Source organism: Hydrogenophaga sp. 5NK40-0174 (assembly GCF_040372165.1).
GTDB lineage: Bacteria > Pseudomonadota > Gammaproteobacteria > Burkholderiales > Burkholderiaceae_C > Hydrogenophaga.
Genome location: NZ_BAABWG010000001.1, coordinates 393,130 through 412,780 on the forward strand (window position 1 = coordinate 393,130; position 19,651 = coordinate 412,780).

The 19,651-nt window shown below is 60.4% G+C and carries 21 protein-coding genes; 9 read left to right on the forward strand and 12 right to left on the reverse strand.

What is annotated here, in order from left to right:
- Positions 1-63: 63 nt before the first annotated feature.
- Genes modC through modA form a run of 3 tightly spaced genes read right to left on the reverse strand, consistent with a single transcriptional unit; the run spans position 64 to position 2,565 of the window.
- Entirely contained in the window at positions 64-1,185 is a 1,122-nt protein-coding gene (modC, locus tag ABWV89_RS01750; protein WP_353393608.1) for a molybdenum ABC transporter ATP-binding protein, read from the reverse strand.
- Positions 1,182-1,868 carry a molybdate ABC transporter permease subunit gene (gene modB, locus ABWV89_RS01755; protein WP_353393610.1) on the reverse strand — a complete coding sequence of 229 codons (687 nt, stop codon included), beginning with the start codon at positions 1,866-1,868 and terminating at the stop codon, positions 1,182-1,184. The genes modC and modB overlap by 4 nt, the downstream gene beginning before the upstream one ends.
- Positions 1,869-1,893: 25 nt before the next feature.
- The gene (gene modA / locus ABWV89_RS01760; protein ID WP_353393612.1) at positions 1,894-2,565 is read right to left on the reverse strand and encodes a molybdate ABC transporter substrate-binding protein; all 672 of its coding nucleotides are present in this window, start codon (positions 2,563-2,565) and stop codon (positions 1,894-1,896) included.
- 471 nt (positions 2,566-3,036) lie between these two features.
- On the opposite strand from modA, the gene exaC reads away from it, so the two are divergent.
- Together exaC and ABWV89_RS01770 are read left to right on the forward strand one after the other, a co-directional pair.
- On the forward strand, positions 3,037-4,557 hold the full coding sequence (gene exaC, locus ABWV89_RS01765) for an acetaldehyde dehydrogenase ExaC (RefSeq protein ID WP_353393614.1): 1,521 nt from the start codon (positions 3,037-3,039) through the stop codon (positions 4,555-4,557).
- Positions 4,558-4,723: 166 nt separating this feature from the next.
- A complete protein-coding gene (locus ABWV89_RS01770) occupies positions 4,724-5,113 on the forward strand; it encodes a DUF779 domain-containing protein (RefSeq protein ID WP_353393616.1) in 390 nt (129 codons plus the stop codon).
- A gap of 37 nt (positions 5,114-5,150) precedes the next feature.
- On the opposite strand, the gene ABWV89_RS01775 is transcribed toward ABWV89_RS01770, so the two are convergent.
- Together ABWV89_RS01775 and ABWV89_RS01780 are read right to left on the reverse strand one after the other, a co-directional pair.
- Positions 5,151-5,900 (reverse strand): lanthanide ABC transporter ATP-binding protein PedB/LutE, encoded by a 750-nt coding sequence (locus ABWV89_RS01775; RefSeq protein ID WP_353393618.1) that lies wholly within the window; start codon positions 5,898-5,900, stop codon positions 5,151-5,153.
- Positions 5,901-5,949: 49 nt separating this feature from the next.
- On the reverse strand, positions 5,950-6,870 hold the full coding sequence (locus ABWV89_RS01780) for a tripartite tricarboxylate transporter substrate binding protein (protein ID WP_353393619.1): 921 nt from the start codon (positions 6,868-6,870) through the stop codon (positions 5,950-5,952).
- 319 nt (positions 6,871-7,189) lie between these two features.
- Here ABWV89_RS01780 and ABWV89_RS01785 point away from each other — a divergent pair, with 319 nt between their 5' ends.
- The 7 genes from ABWV89_RS01785 to ABWV89_RS01815 all read left to right on the forward strand — a co-directional run bounded on the left by ABWV89_RS01785 (position 7,190) and on the right by ABWV89_RS01815 (position 14,648).
- Entirely contained in the window at positions 7,190-8,197 is a 1,008-nt protein-coding gene (locus tag ABWV89_RS01785) for a PQQ-dependent catabolism-associated beta-propeller protein (RefSeq protein ID WP_353393620.1), read from the forward strand.
- Positions 8,198-8,208: 11 nt separating this feature from the next.
- On the forward strand, positions 8,209-9,435 hold the full coding sequence (locus ABWV89_RS01790) for a type 1 periplasmic-binding domain-containing protein (RefSeq protein WP_353393622.1): 1,227 nt from the start codon (positions 8,209-8,211) through the stop codon (positions 9,433-9,435).
- A complete protein-coding gene (locus ABWV89_RS01795) occupies positions 9,420-10,256 on the forward strand; it encodes a lanthanide ABC transporter permease protein PedC (protein ID WP_353393624.1) in 837 nt (278 codons plus the stop codon). The genes ABWV89_RS01790 and ABWV89_RS01795 overlap by 16 nt, the downstream gene beginning before the upstream one ends.
- A gap of 66 nt (positions 10,257-10,322) precedes the next feature.
- Complete coding sequence (locus tag ABWV89_RS01800) at positions 10,323-11,120, forward strand: quinoprotein dehydrogenase-associated SoxYZ-like carrier (RefSeq protein WP_353393626.1); 798 nt, start codon at positions 10,323-10,325, stop codon at positions 11,118-11,120.
- A gap of 23 nt (positions 11,121-11,143) precedes the next feature.
- Positions 11,144-12,118: a quinoprotein relay system zinc metallohydrolase 1 gene (locus tag ABWV89_RS01805; protein ID WP_353393628.1), complete on the forward strand. Its 975-nt coding sequence runs from the start codon at positions 11,144-11,146 to the stop codon at positions 12,116-12,118.
- Between the two features lie 344 nt (positions 12,119-12,462).
- Complete coding sequence (locus ABWV89_RS01810) at positions 12,463-14,148, forward strand: PQQ-dependent methanol/ethanol family dehydrogenase (protein ID WP_353395131.1); 1,686 nt, start codon at positions 12,463-12,465, stop codon at positions 14,146-14,148.
- 164 nt (positions 14,149-14,312) lie between these two features.
- Positions 14,313-14,648: a c-type cytochrome gene (locus ABWV89_RS01815; RefSeq protein WP_353393630.1), complete on the forward strand. Its 336-nt coding sequence runs from the start codon at positions 14,313-14,315 to the stop codon at positions 14,646-14,648.
- Positions 14,649-14,745: 97 nt separating this feature from the next.
- Here ABWV89_RS01815 and ABWV89_RS01820 read toward each other — a convergent pair whose 3' ends face one another.
- Genes ABWV89_RS01820 through pqqC form a run of 7 tightly spaced genes read right to left on the reverse strand, consistent with a single transcriptional unit; the run spans position 14,746 to position 19,635 of the window.
- On the reverse strand, positions 14,746-15,483 hold the full coding sequence (locus ABWV89_RS01820) for a hypothetical protein (RefSeq protein WP_353393632.1): 738 nt from the start codon (positions 15,481-15,483) through the stop codon (positions 14,746-14,748).
- A gap of 2 nt (positions 15,484-15,485) precedes the next feature.
- The gene (locus ABWV89_RS01825; protein WP_353393634.1) at positions 15,486-16,010 is read right to left on the reverse strand and encodes a hypothetical protein; all 525 of its coding nucleotides are present in this window, start codon (positions 16,008-16,010) and stop codon (positions 15,486-15,488) included.
- A gap of 17 nt (positions 16,011-16,027) precedes the next feature.
- On the reverse strand, positions 16,028-16,639 hold the full coding sequence (locus tag ABWV89_RS01830) for a DUF2135 domain-containing protein (protein ID WP_353393636.1): 612 nt from the start codon (positions 16,637-16,639) through the stop codon (positions 16,028-16,030).
- Positions 16,639-17,439 carry a hypothetical protein gene (locus tag ABWV89_RS01835; protein WP_353393638.1) on the reverse strand — a complete coding sequence of 267 codons (801 nt, stop codon included), beginning with the start codon at positions 17,437-17,439 and terminating at the stop codon, positions 16,639-16,641. The genes ABWV89_RS01830 and ABWV89_RS01835 overlap by 1 nt, the downstream gene beginning before the upstream one ends.
- A complete protein-coding gene (gene pqqE / locus ABWV89_RS01840; protein ID WP_353393639.1) occupies positions 17,436-18,569 on the reverse strand; it encodes a pyrroloquinoline quinone biosynthesis protein PqqE in 1,134 nt (377 codons plus the stop codon). The genes ABWV89_RS01835 and pqqE overlap by 4 nt, the downstream gene beginning before the upstream one ends.
- A 57-nt stretch (positions 18,570-18,626) precedes the next feature.
- Positions 18,627-18,905: a pyrroloquinoline quinone biosynthesis peptide chaperone PqqD gene (pqqD, locus tag ABWV89_RS01845; protein ID WP_353393641.1), complete on the reverse strand. Its 279-nt coding sequence runs from the start codon at positions 18,903-18,905 to the stop codon at positions 18,627-18,629.
- Positions 18,898-19,635: a pyrroloquinoline-quinone synthase PqqC gene (gene pqqC / locus ABWV89_RS01850; RefSeq protein ID WP_353393643.1), complete on the reverse strand. Its 738-nt coding sequence runs from the start codon at positions 19,633-19,635 to the stop codon at positions 18,898-18,900. Before pqqC ends, pqqD begins: the two co-directional genes overlap by 8 nt.
- Between the last annotated feature and the right edge of the window lie 16 nt (positions 19,636-19,651).

Here is a 19,651-nt window from a genome sequence, read left to right on the forward strand (position 1 = left end):
CCGCCAGTACTGCAAAGTGTCTGGCGGTCGTTGCTTTTGCGGAGATAGTTCGTCAGGTGCTGGTCATCGAACCATGGCCACGCCCTTGATCTGCGCATAAACGCGGGTGCCAGCCGAGATGGCGAGGCGTTCACACGAGAGGCGACTGATGCGTGCCAGCAGTCGGCTGCCAGTCTCGCCCTGGTCGAGGCTCAGTCCGACCAGGACCTGTCCGGGGCCGTCTTCTGAAACGTCGGTCACGCGCGCGGGGAGAATGTTCAGAATGCTGGTGTGTTCCGGCTTGACCAATGACAGACTGACGTCTCTCGCGTGAATCCGGATGCGCATGCGCGTGCCCAATGCCGGCGCCTGTGTGCGTGCCTGAGGCAGCCAGAACTCACCTCCGGGGAAGGTCAGTCGGCACATGGCCATCTCGTCTCGGTGCTCGGACATCGTTCCCTCTATCACCGAGGCTGCTGCATCATCATGCGCCAGCGGCAGGTCGGTGCGGGTCAGTATGTCGGTGGTGTCTCCTTGCCCTGCGACCTTGCCTTTGTCCAGGACAACGACATGGTCTGCCAGCCGAATGGTCTCGTCCAGGGAGTGTGTGACATAGACCAGCGGGATATCGAGCGTTTCATGCAGCTGCTCCAGCCAGGGCAGCAGTTCCTTCTTTTTGGCGGCATCCAGTGCTGCCAGTGGCTCATCCATGAGCAGAATGCGCGGACTGGTGGCCAGGGCACGGGCAACCGCCACGCGCTGGCGCTCACCGCCCGAAAGGTCTGCCGGCAATGCATCAAGCAAATGGCCAATGCCAAGCATTTCGAGGCCATCGCGCCAATGGTGTCGGCGTTCGGCTTCGGGTGTACGGTTGAAGCCAAACTCGAGATTGCCGCGGACGCTCAGGTGTTCGAACAGGTTGGCATCCTGGAACACGTAGCCAATGGAACGGAGATGCGCTGGCACGAATGTTCCGGCGTCACTGTCCATCCACGCTTCATGGCCCAGCCGGACAAGGCCTCTGGCTTCAGGCTCCAGGCCGGCCATCACTCGCAGACAGGTGGTCTTTCCGCTGCCAGACGGGCCGAACAGCACCGTGCACCCTTTGGCAGGCAGTGTGAACTCGGCGCGCAATGCAAAGCGCTGTCGCGTCAGGTGCGCCTTGAATTCGATGGCTGTGGCGCCTGACCCTGATGCCTGGTTCATCCTCGACCCCTCAATTGAAGGCTGCGACGGTTGAAGGCGTGAGCCAGAAGGACGACGATGAAGGCAAATGCCAGCATCATGGCCGACAAGATGTGCGCCGTGCCGTACTCCAGTGACTCGACATGGTCGTAGATCATCACGGAGATCATTTGCGTTGCACCGGGGATATTGCCGCCGATCATCAGCACCACCCCGAACTCGCCCACCGTGTGCGCAAAGCTCATGATGGCACCGGTGATCAGCGCCGGGCGACACAATGGCAGCACAACGCTTCTGAAAGTGTCGAAAGGGGAGGCTCGCAAGGTGGCGGCGGCTTCAAGAGGTCTCTCCCCCAGGCTGATCATGGCTGCGTGAACAGGCTGAACCATGAATGGCAGTGAGTAGATGACAGATCCGACCACCAGGCCCGCAAACGTGAACGGCAGTGTGCCGATGCCCAGGGACTGGGTGAACTGCCCGACAGGGCCATTGGGCCCCATGAGCACGAGCAGATAGAAGCCCAGCACCGAGGGTGGCAAAACCAGGGGCAGCGCCACCAGGGCGGCCAGCGGGCGGCTGATCCATGTGCGGGTGCGCGCCAGCCACCATGCCAGCGGGACACCTGCGACCAGCAAAACGATGGTTGTGAGTGTCGCAACTTGGAGTGTGAGCCAGATGGCTTGCCAGGCGCTGTCGGGAAGCATTTTCGGTCGCTTGCAGATTGACGCTTCAGCGGTAGCCGAAGGTGGCCAGCTTTTCCCTGGTGGATGCTTGGCCCAGCAGTTTCATGAAGGCCAGGGCAGCGGGATTGGCTTGGCCGTGTTTGAGCAAGACGGCGTCCTGCCTGATGGGGTCATGCAGCCTGGCGGGCACAGGCCAGAGACTGCCGGTTTGGGCGTATGGGCCGGAGATGACCTGTGACAGTGCCACAAACCCGGCTTCGGCGTTTCCACTGGCCACCATGGAAAACGTCTGGCCGATGCTGTTGCCCCGCACCAGCTTCCCGTCGAGCTTCTGACCGAGTCCCATGGCCTGTAGGGTCTGCTCGGCCGCAAGACCGTAGGGGGCGAGTTTGGCATTGGCCAACGCGACCTTGCGCACACCGGCGTCGAGCAGCCCTTTTCCATTGACGAGGTTCAGCCCGGGTGCGCTCGACCACAAAGCCAGTTGGCCTTCTGCGTAGGTGAACTGTGTGCCAGCCACACTGTGGCCCGTTTCGGCCAGCGCGGATGGGCGATCCTGGTCGGCTGAAAGAAACACGTCAAATGGCGCGCCATTGACGATCTGGGCATAGAGACTGCCACTGGGCCCGACGGCGATGCGCAGTTCATGGCCGGTACTCGCCCGGAGCTCGCTGGCCAGTACTTCCATGGGCTCGGCGAAGTTGGCTGCTACGGCCACATGAGCCACTTCTGCCTGGACGCTTTCCGCGAACAAAAGGCCGATAGCACCGATCAGGCCAAGGGTGCTTCGGGCAAGTCGTGGAAAGAAGGACTGGAATGATCTGGTCAAAGTGGCTGAGGCCATGGAACAGGCGGTAGCTCAGTATATCCAGCGGCAAGAACGGCCCTTCCCGGTGGGACAGGGGATATGGCTGGGATGGCGAGTCGCGAATGAATATGAATGTACTTGCCGAACATCATATGCAAGATTGTTCCGTGACAGGCTATGCAAGGAATTGCCGTTCCGCATTTGAGCAAGCCGGGCAATCTTGCTGCAGTTTGGATCACCCATTGGGGCGAGATGGGTGCCGATGGGCCTCGCAAACGCTGAATCGGGCCTGTTTGCTGGTTGGCATGGAAGTTGAGCTATGAGAGTGAGCCCTCAAACGGCTTTGTTCAAAAACCACTCAATTTTCAGAGGAAGACATCCATGCTTTACGCAGCTCCTGGCGAACAAGGCGCCAAAGTTTCATACAAAAAACAATACGACAACTTCATCGGCGGCAAGTGGGTAGCCCCGGTCAAGGGCGAGTACTTCGACGTCATTACCCCGACCTCTGGCAAGGTCTACACCAAGGCCGCCCGTTCGACGGCAGAAGACGTTGAGCTCGCACTGGATGCAGCGCACGCAGCGGCAGACGCTTGGGGCAAGACCGACGTGACGACCCGCAGCAACCTGCTGCTCAAGATCGCCGATCGCCTGGAAGCCAACCTGGAGCTGCTGGCTTATGCCGAGACCATCGACAATGGCAAGCCGATCCGCGAAACCCTGAACGCAGACATCCCGCTGGCGATCGATCACTTCCGCTACTTCGCGGGTGCTCTGCGCGCGCAAGAAGGTGGCATCAGCGAGATCGACGAAAACACCGTGGCGTACCACATCCATGAGCCGCTGGGCGTCGTGGGCCAGATCATTCCATGGAACTTCCCGATTCTGATGGCCGCATGGAAGATTCCACCAGCACTGGGCGCCGGCAACTGTATCGTGCTCAAGCCTGCGGAATCCACCCCCATCAGTTTGCTGATCCTGATCGAACTGATCGCCGATCTGCTGCCCCCAGGCGTGCTGAACGTGGTCAACGGTTTCGGCCGTGAAGCCGGGATGCCATTGGCCAACAGCAAGCGCATTGCCAAGATCGCATTCACCGGCTCGACCTCCACCGGTCGCGTGATCGCCCAGGCCGCCGCCAACAACCTGATCCCTGCCACGCTGGAGCTGGGTGGCAAGTCCCCCAACATCTTCTTTGCCGACGTGATGGACAAGGATGATGCCTTCCTGGACAAGGCCATCGAAGGCATGGTGCTGTTCGCGTTCAACCAGGGTGAAGTCTGCACTTGCCCATCCCGTGCCCTGATCCATGAATCCATCTACGACAAGTTCATGGAGCGCGTGCTCAAACGTGTGGCCGCTATCAAGCAAGGCAATCCGCTGGACACCGACACCATGATGGGTGCTCAGGCTTCCAAAGAGCAGCTGACCAAGATCCTGTCGTACCTGGACCTGGGCAAGCAAGAGGGCGCAGAAGTTCTGTGCGGTGGTGCACAAGCTTCGCTGGGTGGCGACCTGGACGGTGGCTACTATGTTCAGCCGACGCTGTTCAAAGGCCACAACAAGATGCGCATCTTCCAGGAAGAGATCTTTGGCCCAGTGTTGGCCGTGACCACTTTCAAAGATGAAGCCGAAGCACTGGCCATTGCCAATGACACGCTGTACGGCCTGGGTGCTGGTGTGTGGAGCCGCAACGGTAACGTGGCTTATCGCATGGGCCGGGCCATCAAGGCCGGCCGCGTGTGGACGAACTGCTACCACGCTTATCCCGCACACGCCGCCTTCGGTGGCTACAAGGAGTCGGGTATCGGCCGTGAGAACCACAAGGACATGCTGGGCCACTACCAGCAGACGAAGAACCTGCTGGTTTCTTACTCGGAAAACAAGCTGGGATTTTTCTAATCCTCTTTGATCACCCCCGCGCCGCGCCTGCGGCGCGTCACCCCCTCAAGGGGGCAACGCGTTGCGGCCTGGCAAAGCCAGATCCGCCGCGTTCTGGGGTTGAGTCAGTCTGCGCCGGAATGGAATCTTCTGCTCCGGTGCTTTTCTATTTAACTTGGAGGCCGGTATGGTTGAGAAGGTGGTGGCCACGCAGGCGGCGTTGGACCTGATCGAAACGCTCAAGACCAAGCATGGCGACAAGCTGATGTTTCACCAGTCGGGTGGTTGCTGCGACAACAGTGCTGCGAACTGCTATCTGGAGGGCGAACTGACCATCGGCCAAGGCGACGTTTACCTTGGCGATATTGGCGGCTTTCCGTTTTACATTGGCGCGGCGCAGTACGAATACTGGAAGCACACGCAGCTGATCATCGACGTCATCGAGGGAACGGGTGGCACCTTCTCGCTGGAGGGGCCGGAGGGCAAGGCTTTCCACACACGATCGCGCTTGTTCACCGACGAAGAGTATGCAGAGATTTCGAGTCGACCACCGCATCTTGGCCCGCGTGACGCCTGACTCAGCGCCGGTGCCTGAGCCAGAGTCAGAACCAGAGTCAAAGCGCCCCTTTTTCCGGCTCCAGCTGGCGCAAGACTTCTTCCTGAAAGTCGTCACTTTCAGCCGCACCCATGAATGAGTCGATGCTGCCGTCGAAGCGCACTGTTCCCTTGTGCAGCAGCAGCAGTCGGTCCGCCTCGTGTACTTCTTCAATAAGGTGGGTTGCCCATAACACGGCCATACCCTGGGCGTTGCACAGGTCACGGACGGTTTTGAGCAGTTGCTGGCGGGAAGAGGGATCAAGACCGACGGTGGCCTCGTCCATGAGGAGAACGCGCGGCTGGTGCAGCAAAGCTCGCACCAGTTCCACTTTGCGGCGCGTGCCGCCTGACAGACCGCGCACCGTGCTGTCGCGATGTTCTGCCATGCCCAGGCTTGCCAGCTGTTGGTCGATTCGCTCGCTCGCGACGCTGCGTGGCAGTCCATGCAGATCGGTGTGGAAAAGCAAATTGGCCAGGACTGAGCGGTTGAGGTCCAGCGCACTTTGCTGGAACACCACGCCCAGCTGTGCGAGCGCCCGTGATGGATGCTGCTGCATGTCGTGGCCGGCAATTTCAATGCTGCCCTGATCGGGCGTGAACAAGCCGGTCAGCAGCTGCAGCAGGGTCGATTTGCCTGCTCCGTTGGGCCCGAGCAGTGCCACCATCTCGCCCGCGCGCAGGGTCAGGCTGACGCCTTTGAGTGCGGGTCTGGAACCATAGGACTTTTGCAGACTTTGTACCTGCAGAACAATGGGCGAGTCAGGCATGTGAGGCCAGTTTTTTGTGTATGTATGGCTGTCTTTGAGGAGGGGGCCGTCATTTGCCCTCGGCCAGCAACCCGAGGCGCTTGAGAAGGCGCTTTTCACGGTCCATCTGGTCGCGAATGGCCGCACGGTAGTCGGCTGCGTTCAGGTAATTCACCGATTGGTCGTAGCGCGCCAGCGCCTCGATGTGTCGCTTGCTCTGAACGGCCGTCCGGAATGCGTCGTGCAGCTTCTCGATGACCGCTGGAGGCGTTCCGGCGGGAGCGCCGAGGCCCCACGGAGAGGTGTACACAGCCTTGGGGTACCCCAGTTCCTTGACGGTGGGAACGTCTTTCCAGCGTTCAATTCGCGTATCCGTGAACACGGCCAGCAGTCGCATCTTGCCCTGGTCAACCCAGGGAGCGAATCCGTTGGAATTCACGCCCGCCATGATCTGAGCGCTGGCGATGGCGAGCATCTGGTCCGAGGTTCCTTTGTAGGGGACATGGACAAAGTCCACCTCATTGGCATGGAGTATTTCTTCCATCGCCAGGTGAGCCGTGGTTCCGACACCGGTGGACCCGAGGATGAGCTCGCCGGGATGAGCCTTGGCCCAGGCAATCATGTCCGGCAAGGATTGCCACTGACTGCTGGCGGGCACGAGAATGCCAAAGGTCACGCCGGAAATCTGGATGATGGGCTCGATGTCGGTGAGTGGGTCCCATGGCACGTCTTTCATCAACCAGCGCCGCATGACAGTGGCAGGAATCTGACCAATGGTGTAGCCGTCGGGCTTGGCAGACTTGAGTTCGGATGCCACCAGGGTGCCAGCTACGCCAGGCTTGTTGACCACGACGACCGGCTGGCCCAGTGTCGGCTCCACTTCTTCGGCCAGGATGCGCAGCGTGAGGTCGGTGGCGCCACCGGCCGGCCAGGGGACAATGAGCTCGATCGGGCGCGTCGGCCAGGGGCGAGTCTCGGCCAGTGCGTTCACGAATGGAACACTGCCCATTGTTGCAACAGCACTGGCGGTGGCACAACGAAGCCAGTCGCGCCGCCTGATTCCTAGGGTTTTCCCTCGTTCAAAGTCCGCTGGGCTCACAGGTGTTTGGCCTTTCATTTCTGTCTCCGTGCCATGATAGCCATGGTCTTGTCTCATGTCAGTGCTGGCGCTGCGGGTCAGCCTGCGACATGAAGCAACATCTGTTCCTGTATGGCTGGCATTGTTCTTGCCAATTTGAGCGGTCTGCTGCGCAGAGTGTTCGGGTGCAGCGGCTTTTACAACTCTAACGACCAGAAGGAGACGGCTCAATATGTCAGAAACGTCAAACCCATTCTTTACCCGTGGACTCAAACCCTTTGCCAGGACACTGGCGATGGCGCTGGGCGTGGCAGCCTTTTCCCAGGCAGCCATGGCCGAGGGCAGGGTGTACGTGTCCAGCGAGAAAGACAACAAGGTCTACGTGTTTGACGTGGCCGGAGAGCGCGTCGGAGCAATCGATGTGTGCAAGCGGCCCCGCCACATGATGCTCAGCAAGAGTGGCAGCGAGCTGTACGTTTGTTGTGGTGACAGCAATGCGCTGGGCGTGGTCGATCTGGCCAAGGGCAAGCTCGCGCGGACGGTGGAGCTGGGTGACAGCCCGGAGATCTTCGACCTCAGCCCTGACGGCAAGACCGCCTATGTGTCGATCGAAGAAGAAAACGTCATGGGCGCTTATGACATCGCCTCGGGTGAAGACCTGTTCGAGATCAAGACAGGCGGCGAGCCAGAAGGCGTGCTGCTGACCCCGGACGGCAAAACGGCTTACGTCACGTCCGAAGTGGCCAACCTCATCCACGTGATCGACGTGGAGGCCAAGAAGGTGGTCAAGAACGTCAAGGTTGGCAAGCGTCCTCGGCGATTTGTGTTGGCAGCTGGCGGTGCCGAGCTGTGGGTGACGAACGAGCTGGATGGCACCGTGAGCGTTGTGGACACCAAAGACTACAAGGAGCTCAAGCGCATCAAGTTTGAAGTCAAGGGCATGCGCCAGACCGACATCACGCCGGTGGGCATGACGATCAGCCCCGATGGCAAGACCATGTGGGTGGGACTGGGACGTGCCAACCATGTCGCCGAGATTGATGTGGCGACGCGCGAAGTCCGTCGCCAGATTCTGGTGGGCAAACGTGCGTGGGGCCTGGCACAGCACCCTGATGGCAAGACGCTGTATGTGACCAATGGCTTGTCCGACGACATGACGCTGATTGACACGGCCACAGGCAAGTCTGTCAAAACCGTCGGCGCTGGCCGTGTGCCGCATTCCATCGTGATCAAGCCCTGAGGAGGTACCGCTTGACTTCGACAGTGATGACGGCAGTGCGGCGCCAGATCTTGCGCGTGGTCGCATGGGCACTGCTTGCTGCACCGGCCTCGGTGCCGGTGTGGGCGCAGCAAGGGTCCGTGGAGAAGGTGACGCTCGCTGTCATTTCTGTCGAGGGGGATCCGCGCTACGAGGCGCGTCGTACAGAGAGGGCCTACCCGGGGCATCCGGTCAGCAGGGCGGTGGAGGGTGCGAGACTAGGTGTTGAAGATTCCGCGTTCGAGCTGGACGTGGAAGGCAAGGCGCTCGAAGTTCGCGACGTGGTACTGGCACGCCCTTCGCATTTGCCGCGTACTCTGGCAGCGCTGAGGAAGGAGGGGGTGCATCACATCATTGCCGACTTGCCCAGCTACATGATGCAAGACCTGGTCAAGCGAGCACCTGTGATGCTCGATGGTGCGATCGTCTTCAACACTGGTCTGGCAGACGACGTGCTCCGCGGGGGAGCCTGCGCCCCACACCTTCTGCATACCTATCCCAGTCAAGCCATGCTGTACGACGGCCTGGCCCAGTACCTGTCGTCCAAATCCTGGCGCAATGCGCTTGTGCTCAATGGCAGCAAGCCGGCGGACGCCGCGCTGGCCAGCGCATTTGAGCGGTCGGCCAAACGCTATGGCATCAAGGTCGTGCAAGAGAAGCCGTTCAAGCTGTCCGGAGACCCGCGCGAAAGGGACCTGGGCAATGTCCGTTTGCTGACCAGTGAGCGCACGCACGAGGTGGTGGCGGTCATGGACGCCGACGGTGAATTTGCCCGTACTGTTCCGTACGCCACCCAAATGCCACGTCCCGTGGTCGGTGCCAATGGTCTGGTGCCGTTGGCCTGGCACCCGCAGTGGGAGCGATTCGGCGGGCCTCAGTTGTCCAGGCGCTTCCTGCGGCAGACAGGGCAGCTGATGCGAGGGCAGGACTGGGCATCATGGATGGCCGCACGGGCCATGGCCACGGTGCTGGTGGAACATCCCAAGGCCAATGTTCAGGAGCAGCTTCAGGCCTTGCGCAGCGGTGCAGTTCGCCTGGATGGATTCAAGGGCAAGGCGCTGAGCTTTCGTTCCTGGAACGGTCAGCTGCGCCAACCCGTGTTCCTCACGCATGTCGATGGCGTAGTGGCTGCAGCGCCCATTGATGGCGTGCTCCATCCCAAGGAGGTCATGGACACGCTGGGCCTGGACGAGCAGGAGAACGCATGCAAGACGCCATGAGCGCGCCTGCGGCAGGCTTTCTGGCGCACGTGCTGCGAGCACTTCGCGCCGTCGTTGGACGGGAGCTGTCGCGCTTTCTTCGCCAGCCGTCCCGGCTCGGATCGGCACTGGTGCGACCGCTGTTGTGGTTTGTGGTGTTTTCGGCTGGGTTTCACAACGTATTCGGGGTGGCTATCGTGCCCCCGTACGAGACCTACATCGAATACAAGGTTTACATGGTGCCCGGTCTCTTGGGCATGATCGCGCTGTTCAACGGCATGCAAAGCTCCCTGTCCATGGTGTACGACCGGGAGATGGGGGTCATGCGCTTGCTGCTGACGGCGCCCTTGCCCCGGGGGTGGCTGCTCGCTTTCAAACTGTTGGCGGGAACCTGTCTGTCCGTCTTGCAGATGGTTGTTTTTCTTCTGATATCGCTCGCCTTCGGCATTGAGATCGCCTGGCGGCACCTGCCGGGTTTGCTCGTGGCCATGGCCAGCGCAGCGACCTTGCTCGCTTCGCTCGGCCTGGTGCTGTCTGTGTATGTCAAACAGCTGGAGAACTTTGCCGGCACGATGAACTTCGTGATCTTCCCGATGTTCTTCATCAGCCCGGCCCTGTACCCTTTGTGGAAATTGCAAGAGTCCGGGGCGTGGTGGCTATACAAGCTTGCGCAGTTCAACCCCTTCACACACGCAGTCGAGGCGATTCGCTTTGCGATGTATGGGCAGTTCAACGGACTGGCCTGGGCAGTCGTGCTGGGCTGCACACTGGTGTTTTTTGTGCTGGCGCTGTGGGGTTATGACCCTCAGCGCGGCTGGATTCGACAAAGGCCTGGTGGCTGAGGCTGCGCGACCCGTGTTCGCAGCACGCATTGCCCTGCCAGCGCCCTGACAACAGGAGACAAACGGATGGGCATTGGCGTCAATCGCCGCACAGGGCTTGCGCTGCTTGGCGCGACAGCGCTGTTACCAGCGGCGGCAGTGCAAGACCTGACCGACGGTGACCCACTGGGTTCCATGCAGTGGCCGACCTTGCACAAAGAGTTCATCGGCGATGCCGCCTGGTCTTTCTCCGAGCAGGTGCAGGTGCGAGGCCCCAACTTTGCCGACGACGCGATGAATGTTCCCCTGATGGTGGACGCGCGCCAGGTTGTCGCTTCAGGTCAGGTCATCAAGCGAATACGGGTGGTGGTTGACCGCAATCCTGTTCGGCACGTGCTGGATTTTGAACCATTGAAATCCCTGCCTGTCATTGCCTTTCGCATTCGCATGGAACAGGCTTCCCCGGTCCGTGCCCTGGTCGAACTCGGCAGTGGCCAGTGGCTGGTGGGCAGCACATGGGTGGAGGCCGCTGGAGGCGGCTGTACCGTACCGGGCTTGACGCGGGCCGATGGCTCGTGGAGCCGGACGCTGGGGCAGGTACAAGCGCGGTTCTTCAGCAATGTGCTGGAGGGCAGCCGACGGCTTCGCTTGAGGGTGATGCACCCGATGGACACCGGACTGGTGGCGGGTACGCCAGCGTTCTATATTGAAGACCTGACACTCAAGGATGCAGCAGGCCAGGCTTGGTGGCACTTGTCGCTTCACGAGCCGGTGTCTGAGAACCCGCTGTTGACGCTTGAGATGCCCAGTAGCGCACCTCGCCAGTTTCACCTCAGTGGGCGCGACAACGGTGGCAATCTGATCGAGGCGGAGGTGGGCGTATGAGGCGGAGGAACCCATTCAGGCATGTGGCAGCAGGTGCGGCGCTGGCCTTGCTTTTCGGTGCCAATGCGCTGGCCACCAGCCTATCGCCGGCGAACCCGCAAGTGAACCGGGAGACGCTCGATTACGGGCTGAAGCCGCGCCAGATCGCACAGGACACATGGGTGATCGAAGGCGCCGTCGAAGACTTCACGCCCGACAACGGCTGCAACATCATCAACACAGGATTCATCGCGACCAACGAGGGCGTCATCGTCATCAACACTGGTCCGTCGAGACTCTACGGTGAGCAGCAGCGCAAAGCCATTGAAAAAGTCTCGGGCGGCGCTCCCATTCTGCACGTCCTCAATCTCAATTTGCACCCGGACTATTTCTTCGGCAACCAGGCCTGGAAAAACAGGGAGGTGGAGGCACTGCCGGGAACGATCGCCGGCCAGACAGCAGAGGGTGAAGCCTACGCAGACAACCTCTATCGCATGTGTGGTGACTGGATGAAAGGCACTGAGTCCACGCCTGCATCCCATGCCTTGCAAGCTGGCGAGGTCAGGCTGGGCGGCCATGACATCAAGCTGGTCCGACTGGAAGGGCACACCGCTGATGACCTGGTGCTGCTCGATGAAACCACGGGGGTGCTCTTCGCCGGTGGCCTCGTGTTCATGGACCGCGTGCCTACGACGCCGCATGCCAGATTTGATGCCTGGCAGCGCAGTCTTGCAACCATGGGTAACTGGGTCGATGAATCTAGGGTCAAAACGGTTGTGCCAAGCCACGGACCGGTGCATGCTGGCGCCAAAGGTATTGAGCAAACCAGCGCATGGCTTTCATGGATCACGAAGACGATGCGGGATAGCGCGGCATCAGGGTTTGACCTGAGTGAATTGCTGCATCAGCCTGTACCGACGCGATTTGAATCGTGGGCGGCACAGCCCGCAGAGTTGCACAGGAGCCTGACTCAGTGGTATCCCCAATTCGAGAAGGCTGCGCTGGTGCCGAATCAATAAGACGAGACTGATGAAGTGCGCACGCATCACGTCTCTTTGTGTCACCTGTGAAGCAGGTTTTTGTTGCGTCAATATTGAACAGTGTCACAGGAGGTACAGCGATTCCACACATTTTGTTGCCTCTCTGGCGCTGAGATTCGGTCGACAGGGAGGGTTTCTCTCTAGGTCAGAACGGCCAAATTGGCTGGCACAGAATTTGCCCCTTCCTTGGGGTGCAAATGGTCGGTGGTACACCACCGCTTCTCACAAACAGATGGCGCGCCGAAGGCCGCCTTCATAGCTTTTAACCTCACGAACAAGCAGGAGACAACACTGTGAAACGTACTCTTTTGAGTCTTTTGGTCATGGCCGCCGCAGCGCAGGCAAGCGCCCAGGTCACCGACGCCATGATTGCCAAAGACGCCAGCACGCCGGAAGACGTCCTCACCTGGGGCATGGGCACTGAAGGTCAGCGCCACTCCGATCTGAACGACGTCAACTCTGGCACCATCAACAAGCTGGTTCCCGTGTGGTCCATGTCTTTCGGTGGCGAGAAGCAGCGTGGCCAGGAAAGCCAGCCGCTGATTCACAACGGCAAGATGTTTGTCACCGCGTCCTACTCGCGCATCTTCGCGCTGGATGCCAAGACCGGCAAGAAGCTGTGGAAATATGAGCACCGTCTGCCAGAAGGCATCATGCCTTGCTGCGACGTGATCAACCGCGGTGCAGCCCTGTATGACAACCTGGTCATCTTCGGCACACTCGATGCCAAACTGGTTGCTCTCGACCAGGAAACCGGCAAGGTCGTGTGGCGCAAGACCATCGACGAGTACAGCGCAGGCTATAGCTACACCGCTGCTCCCCTGATCGCTGACGGCCTGCTGCTGACCGGTGTGTCCGGCGGTGAGTTCGGCGTGATCGGTCGCGTGGAAGCCCGCGATCCCAAGACCGGTGAAATGGTCTGGACACGTCCAGTGGTCGAAGGCCACATGGGCTTCAAGGATGGCAAGGAAAACGGTATCACCGGCAAGACCAACGCCACCTGGCCAGGCGAGACCTGGAAGACCGGCGGCGCTGCGACCTGGCTCGGCGGCTCCTATGACGCCAAGACCGGTCTGGCCTACTTCGGCACCGGCAACCCTGGTCCATGGAACAGCCATGTTCGCAAGGGCGACAACCTGTACTCTGCCTCTACCGTCGCCATCGACGTCAAGACCGGCAAGATCAAGTGGCACTACCAGACCACACCAAACGACGGCTGGGACTACGACGGTGTGAACGAGTTCATCACCTTCGACATGGATGGCAAGCGCATGGGCGCCAAGGCTGACCGTAACGGCTTCTTCTACGTGATCGACGCCAACAACGGCAAGCTGCAAAACGCTTTCCCGTTTGTCAAGAAGATCACCTGGGCCACCGGCGTCGACCTCAAGACTGGCCGTCCGAACTTTGTTGACGACAACCGTCCTGGCGACCCGACTTCCACCGGCGACGGCAAGAAGGGCAAGGCTGTGTTCTCTGCACCAGGCTTCCTGGGTGGCAAGAACCAGATGCCAATGGCATACAGCCCGAAGACTGGCCTGTTCTATGTGCCGACCAACGAGTGGGGCATGGAGATCTGGAACGAGCCCATCACCTACAAGAAAGGCGCTGCCTACCTGGGTGCTGGCTTCACCATCAAGCCATTGTTCGAAGACCACATCGGCTCTCTGCGCGCTATCGACCCCAAGACCGGCAAGGTGGCATGGGAAGTCAAGAACGAGGCTCCTCTGTGGGGCGGCGTGATGACCGCTGGCGATCTGGTGTTCTGGGGCACGCCTGAGGGTTACCTCAAGGCCGCTGATGCCAAGTCCGGCAAGGTCGTCTGGGAATTCCAGACCGGCTCCGGTGTGGTGGCACCTCCAGTGACCTGGAAGCAAGACGGTGAGCAGTACATCTCGGTCGTTTCCGGCTGGGGCGGTGCTGTGCCACTGTGGGGTGGTGAAGTGGCCAAGAAGGTCAACTTCCTGGAGCAGGGCGGTTCCGTCTGGACCTTCAAGCTCATGAAGTAAGCCCGGTTTGAGGTGCGCGCTGCCAGACGCGGCGCGCTCTCAGCCTTGCGAGGGCGGGGGCTGATCGGCGCACACAGCGCCCTGAGGCCGCCGCCTTTCTTTGTGCCCTTTGTTGGGGGCGCAGACTGCTCTGTTGTTCTAACTCTGTTGACTGAATATTGATCATGCGTACTGCTCTGACCACCGCCATCCTGTCTGTTGCCGCCTCGATGGCTCTTTCCTCCAACGCTTTTGCCGTCGATGAGGCCGCCGCCATGGATCTGGCCAAAGCCAGCGGCTGCATGTCCTGCCACGCCAAGGACAAAAAGGTGGTAGGCCCGGCCTTTGTCAGCATTGCCGAGAAATATGCTGGTGAAGACGGCGCCGCTGCTTCGCTCGCGCAATCGGTGCGCAATGGCTCCAAGGGCAAGTGGGGTCGCATCCCGATGCCATCACACTCCAACCTGAAGCAGGAAGACCTCGACACCATCCTGACCTGGGTGCTGAGCCTGAAGAAATGATCAATCGCGTTTGATTGTCTGAGCGCCTGGCCAGCAAGCTGGTGGCCAGATGCAATTGAGCCGGCCGAAGCGCCGGCTTTTTTTTCGACGCCTGGTCTCAGGGGTCGATCAGTTCGGCCGTGAGTACGCCTCCGGTGAAGAAGCCTTGTGGCACGGTTTCCTTTCGGATGAGCTTGACCAGCCCCTTGCCCTTGCAATACCACTCGGTCGCGAGCAGGGGTACGTCGGTGAAGCCCTGCACCGGGTCGACATATATGTTGACCTTGGCCACGCCCTCGACGCGCAGGCACGGTTTGAACGTACCCGCCTCGGTCCTCACCTCTTCGTCCACGGCATCGATGCGCCAGTTCATGAGGACCTGGTGTGTGTATTTGAGCTCGCGCGGGTGTTCGTTCCGACGTCGAATGAGGTAAGGCACTGTGGGCGTGGTCCATTCGGTGCCAACGGTATACGGAGCCTTGAGAACCCAGCGAGGCTCATTGTCGGGTGTGGGCTCACGGTCGATGTCTGTGCGCAGGGCAACGCGCCGTATACCTTCTTCGTCCGTCTTGATGTAGTAGTTGGCGCCCGCCGAGTGGTGCCTGACCATCACCTTGTCGTCGCCATAGGTCACCGGGCCATGAACCTCCATGTGCCAGGTCTCGAACGCAGTCGGCTCGTCTCCCTCGTACAGCGCGCCATAGGTTTGCTCATCCCCGTCCTGCAGGGGAAACCACTCGCTGGACGCGCCGTGCTTCTGGCATCCCGCGACCACCATCAAGGCAGCACACGCGACGCCCATCCGAGAGAATCGGTTTGGAGTGCCATGGAAGAACTGCCGGGGCATGGTGCTCATGCTCATTTTCCTGGCAGCTGTGCGCGGGGAAGGTCGCTCAGCTTGATCTGCAACTGGTCGTTGCCAGAGGGCCTGAGCCAGGCGAAACCTGAGGGGCCGCGCTTGGGCTCGGTCGATCCCATCTGTGTGTTGCCATCCCGAGCCTTCTTGATGCCGTCGCCCAGAATTTCATGCAGGTCCTTGGCGTAGGGGAGCTTGTAGCTGCGGGGCATGTCGAGCGGCTCGTTGTCTTTCATCGGGTTGAGCCAGATGTAGATGGCGCCCTCGTGATGGCGCGCCGGAGCGGGTTCGTCGAACACGGCTGCGAGCAAGACGAAGCGTTCCGGTAGCTTGTCCTCGGTGGGCCAGCCTGAGATGCCGAGCAGCGCCTGGTGGCTGAACACATAAAAGCCACTGACGAGGACCACCATGGCAGACTTGACCCACCAGGCCCATCGGGTGGCCAGGCACAGGCATAACACCAGAAAGCCCAGCATGGTGTACGCGATGATGAGCATCAACAATTGGTTGGGGACGGAAGGGATCATGGCGTGGGGGGCCTTGTTTACAGACCTGAACGTTGCACGATGGTTTTGGGGCGGGTGTTCACGTCGAGAACCCGTCCGCTGGCGTCGATGGAGAAGCGAACCAGCGTTCTTTCATCGCCCTTGCGGGGAATTTGCTGGGTGCCGGTGTAAATGATCTCGGCGCGAGGATTGACCTTGACGACGGCCACCGATACATCGACCGGCCTCTTGTCGTTGCTTTCGTAGTAGTGCGCGTTGACGACATACTCACCCGGCGCCATGCCGCGCAAGGTCACGATTTCCTGCCGGATCGGGTTGACGATCTCGCGGCCGTCGACGATCACCGTATTGTTTTTTGAGCCCCGGTCATCCCGGTCGAGATGAAGCATGCCGGCATCCCGGTTGCGAAACCACAGCGTCTCACCGGTTGGCTCCAGCACCCACGCATCTATGTCGTTGGGGTTGTTGTCGGGCCATGACACTGTCACGATGAACTCGGCCTTGGCTGGCACATCGCCGGCCTTGCTGCGCTGCGGGTTGAACGCCAGCAGCGCGACGACAAAGCAGAACACGAACGCGATCAACATGTTGAACAACATGTCGTAGAACGGGTCGGTCTCTGTGTCTCGCGCTCGACGTCCGATGGCCATCACTGCGCTCCTGGTGCGGCACTCGTATCTTGCATTTCTGCCGCACGCCATTGCTGTTCGGCGGTCAAGGTATCGGTCATGATGGCGTCTGCGAACCGGTCAAGCCGCATCAGTTGAAGGCCCAGGAGAATGTTGCCGGTCAGGCCTGTCACTGTGGTGAGCAGTGCGATGCCCAGGCCGCCCGTCAGGTTCTTGAGCAGCTCGGTCGACTGCGAAGGGTCGAAGCTCTCCATCTGCCCGAGCTGTAAGGCCAGAATTGAAAATCCGATGACTTTGCCCAGCAAGCCCAGCTTGAGCTGAATGCCATTGATCCACCATGCCATTTCGTGCGGACCATGCGTGCGCTCGCCCAGGACCTGAACATGGATGGATCGGTCGCACCCTGGCTGCGAGCAGGCAACCAGATACTCGTCGGTCCATGTTGGCGGGACACTGACTGCGAGCGAACTCATCTGTGCCAGACCTTGTAGCCGGCGGTCCAGCTCGATGCGTTGCGTGCCCAGAATCCATGCACGGCGACCAGTCCAGATGGAGGCCAGAACGAACATCACCACAATCGCCGCGGTGATACCGGTGGGGTCGGCGCTGATCAGGCGATGCCATGCGCCCGCCTGCCACATCAGGTATGCGGCCATCACCAGCACACCACTGAATGCCAGCCACAGAAGGAACAAGCCATAGGCATGTTGCTCGAGGGCAAGCTCATGGCGAACACCGGGCAGTCGCCTGACAAGACTGGCACCGATCATTTCACGATGCTGCGAGGACGGCTTTCCCGGGGTGCTCGCCGTCTGACTCATGTCTGCTCCGGATGCAAGGCGCGCGATTCGGCGTCGCTGCGGAAGATGATGGGAACGTGCCGCTGGGTCGGAGCCTGCCTGACCATTTGAACCACTTTTTCGTGGTGTGGCGACTTGCTGCAGACCGGGTCGGTTTCGGTGGCATCGCCAGTGATCATGAAAGCCTGGCAACGGCAGCCGCCAAAATCCTTCTTGCGATCGTCGCAGGTACGGCAGCGCGGCTTCATCCACTCCTCACCACGGTAGGCGTTGAACGCCTGGCTCCGATTCCAGATGTCGGCCACCGGCGTGCTCCTGACGTTGGGCAAGTCAAGACCGGGAAGGTCGCGGGCATTGTGGCAGGGCATCGCGACACCGTCGGGTGCAATGGACAGAAACACGGCGCCCCAGCCGTTCATGCAGGCTTTGGGCCGGTCCTCGAAATAGTCAGGCACGACGAAGAGCAGCCTGCATTTGTTGTTCAGCTTTTCGCGGTAGCGGTTGACCACTGCTTCGGCTTCTTCGAGTTGCTCGCGGGTCGGCATCAGATGAGCCTGGTTGACCCACGCCCACCCGTAGTATTGCGTGTTGGCCAGTTCAAGGTACTCGGCTTCCAGCGCCACGGCCATCTCGATGATCTTGTCCACGTGGGGCAGGTTGTGGCGGTGGAGCACGCAATTCATGACCATAGGCCAATCGTGTTCCTTGATCAGCTTGGCAACGCGTTGTTTGAGTTCGAACGTCTTGGTGTGGCTGAGGAAGTCGTTGAGCTCCTTTGTGGAGTCCTGAAACGACAGCTGAATGTGGTCAAGCCCAGCGTCCTTGAGCTTTCGCGCGCGAGCGGGGTTGAGGCCAACACCCGAGGTGATCAGGTTGGTGTAGAAGCCCATGGCGTGGGCTTCCTGCACCAGTTCTTCCAGGTCGCCGCGCAGCATCGGCTCGCCGCCGGAAAAACCCAGTTGAGCCGCGCCCATGGCTCGCGCCTGCTTCATCACATCTACCCACTCCGCTGTGGTCAGTTCACTCTGGATGCGCGCATGTTGCGTCGGGTTGTAGCAGAACACGCAATGCAGCGGGCATTTGTATGTCAGCTCTGCCAGCAGCCACAGCGGCGGGCCTGCTGCGATAGGGGTGTCGGTCATTTGTGCCATGACGATCTCTTGTTCGTCTTGCCAGTCAGGTCTTCGGGTGCGGGTCAGCTTGCCCGCCTACCCCGTGATCCATCCGCGGCGCATGCCTTCCTCCAGAAGGGCTCGCACCTGCGGCTCGATACCTTGGGCATTGAAAGCTGTCTCCAGTTCAGTGACGATGCCGCCGATGCTGCGCTCACCGTCGCAGCGCTTGAGAATCTCTGCTGCGCTGTCGTTGAGCTGCACCATGCCTTCGGGATACAACAGCACCCACCGCGTCTGGGCAGGCTCGTACTGCAATCGGAAGGTCTTGCTCAGCTTTGGCTTTGCCGGCAGGGTAGGGCTGTCATCACTCATGGGTGCAGGCCTTCTCAATGGCATCCAGCATGGACCAGAGAATGTCCAGCTTGAACTGCAGGATGTCCAGGGCGCGGTACTGGGCCGCACGCGTCTGGAAGTGGTCCAGCGTGACACGCAGCCCGTGCTCCACGTCTCGCGTGGCCAATGGAATCCGGCTGCGGAAATAGGTCAGGCCCTCCTGCTCGATCCAGGGGTAGTGGCCGGGCCACGTAGCCAGGCGGTCCTTGTGGATCTGGGGCGCGAACATCTCTGTCAGCGAAGAACACACAGCCTCTTGCCATGGCGCTGTTGTCGCAAAGTGCACGTAGGCATCGCAGGCAAAGCGCACGGCAGGCGCTACCCGCTCCAATGACCAGAGTTCGTCGCGAGGAATGCCCACTGCTTCGCCGAGCCGCGTCCAGGCTTCAATGCCACCACCGTTGGAACCTTCGAAGTCGCCGTGTCCGTCATGGTCCAGAATGCGATCGATCCACAGGCGGCGCTCGGCACGATCCGGCATGTTGGCCATGATGGCTGCATCCTTTCTCGGGATGCAGATCTGGTAGTAGAAACGATTGGCCACCCAGGTGCGGATTTCGTCCTCTGTGCAGCCACCGCTGTTCATGCGGACATTGAATGGGTGGTGGATGTGATAGGCCTGCCCCTTGTTGCGGAGTTGGGCTTCAAATTCTTCGCGCGTCCAGGGGGCCGCGTTCTCGTCATCGTGTCGGGCTTTGGCAATTTCCATAAGGCCGTTGTCTCTT

Bases quoted from the DNA above. Each gene is read 5' to 3' on its own strand.
- modC (WP_353393608.1), bottom strand. From the start codon at position 1,185: ATGAACCAGGCATCAGGGTCAGGCGCCACAGCCATCGAATTCAAGGCG.
- modB (WP_353393610.1), bottom strand. From the start codon at position 1,868: ATGCTTCCCGACAGCGCCTGGCAAGCCATCTGGCTCACACTCCAAGTT.
- exaC (WP_353393614.1), top strand. From the start codon at position 3,037: ATGCTTTACGCAGCTCCTGGCGAACAAGGCGCCAAAGTTTCATACAAA.
- ABWV89_RS01770 (WP_353393616.1), top strand. From the start codon at position 4,724: ATGGTTGAGAAGGTGGTGGCCACGCAGGCGGCGTTGGACCTGATCGAA.
- ABWV89_RS01775 (WP_353393618.1), bottom strand. From the start codon at position 5,900: ATGCCTGACTCGCCCATTGTTCTGCAGGTACAAAGTCTGCAAAAGTCC.
- ABWV89_RS01785 (WP_353393620.1), top strand. From the start codon at position 7,190: ATGTCAGAAACGTCAAACCCATTCTTTACCCGTGGACTCAAACCCTTT.
- ABWV89_RS01795 (WP_353393624.1), top strand. From the start codon at position 9,420: ATGCAAGACGCCATGAGCGCGCCTGCGGCAGGCTTTCTGGCGCACGTG.
- ABWV89_RS01800 (WP_353393626.1), top strand. From the start codon at position 10,323: ATGGGCATTGGCGTCAATCGCCGCACAGGGCTTGCGCTGCTTGGCGCG.
- ABWV89_RS01810 (WP_353395131.1), top strand. From the start codon at position 12,463: ATGGCCGCCGCAGCGCAGGCAAGCGCCCAGGTCACCGACGCCATGATT.
- ABWV89_RS01815 (WP_353393630.1), top strand. From the start codon at position 14,313: ATGCGTACTGCTCTGACCACCGCCATCCTGTCTGTTGCCGCCTCGATG.
- ABWV89_RS01820 (WP_353393632.1), bottom strand. From the start codon at position 15,483: ATGAGCACCATGCCCCGGCAGTTCTTCCATGGCACTCCAAACCGATTC.
- ABWV89_RS01825 (WP_353393634.1), bottom strand. From the start codon at position 16,010: ATGATCCCTTCCGTCCCCAACCAATTGTTGATGCTCATCATCGCGTAC.
- ABWV89_RS01830 (WP_353393636.1), bottom strand. From the start codon at position 16,639: ATGGCCATCGGACGTCGAGCGCGAGACACAGAGACCGACCCGTTCTAC.
- ABWV89_RS01835 (WP_353393638.1), bottom strand. From the start codon at position 17,439: ATGAGTCAGACGGCGAGCACCCCGGGAAAGCCGTCCTCGCAGCATCGT.
- pqqE (WP_353393639.1), bottom strand. From the start codon at position 18,569: ATGGCACAAATGACCGACACCCCTATCGCAGCAGGCCCGCCGCTGTGG.
- pqqD (WP_353393641.1), bottom strand. From the start codon at position 18,905: ATGAGTGATGACAGCCCTACCCTGCCGGCAAAGCCAAAGCTGAGCAAG.
- pqqC (WP_353393643.1), bottom strand. From the start codon at position 19,635: ATGGAAATTGCCAAAGCCCGACACGATGACGAGAACGCGGCCCCCTGG.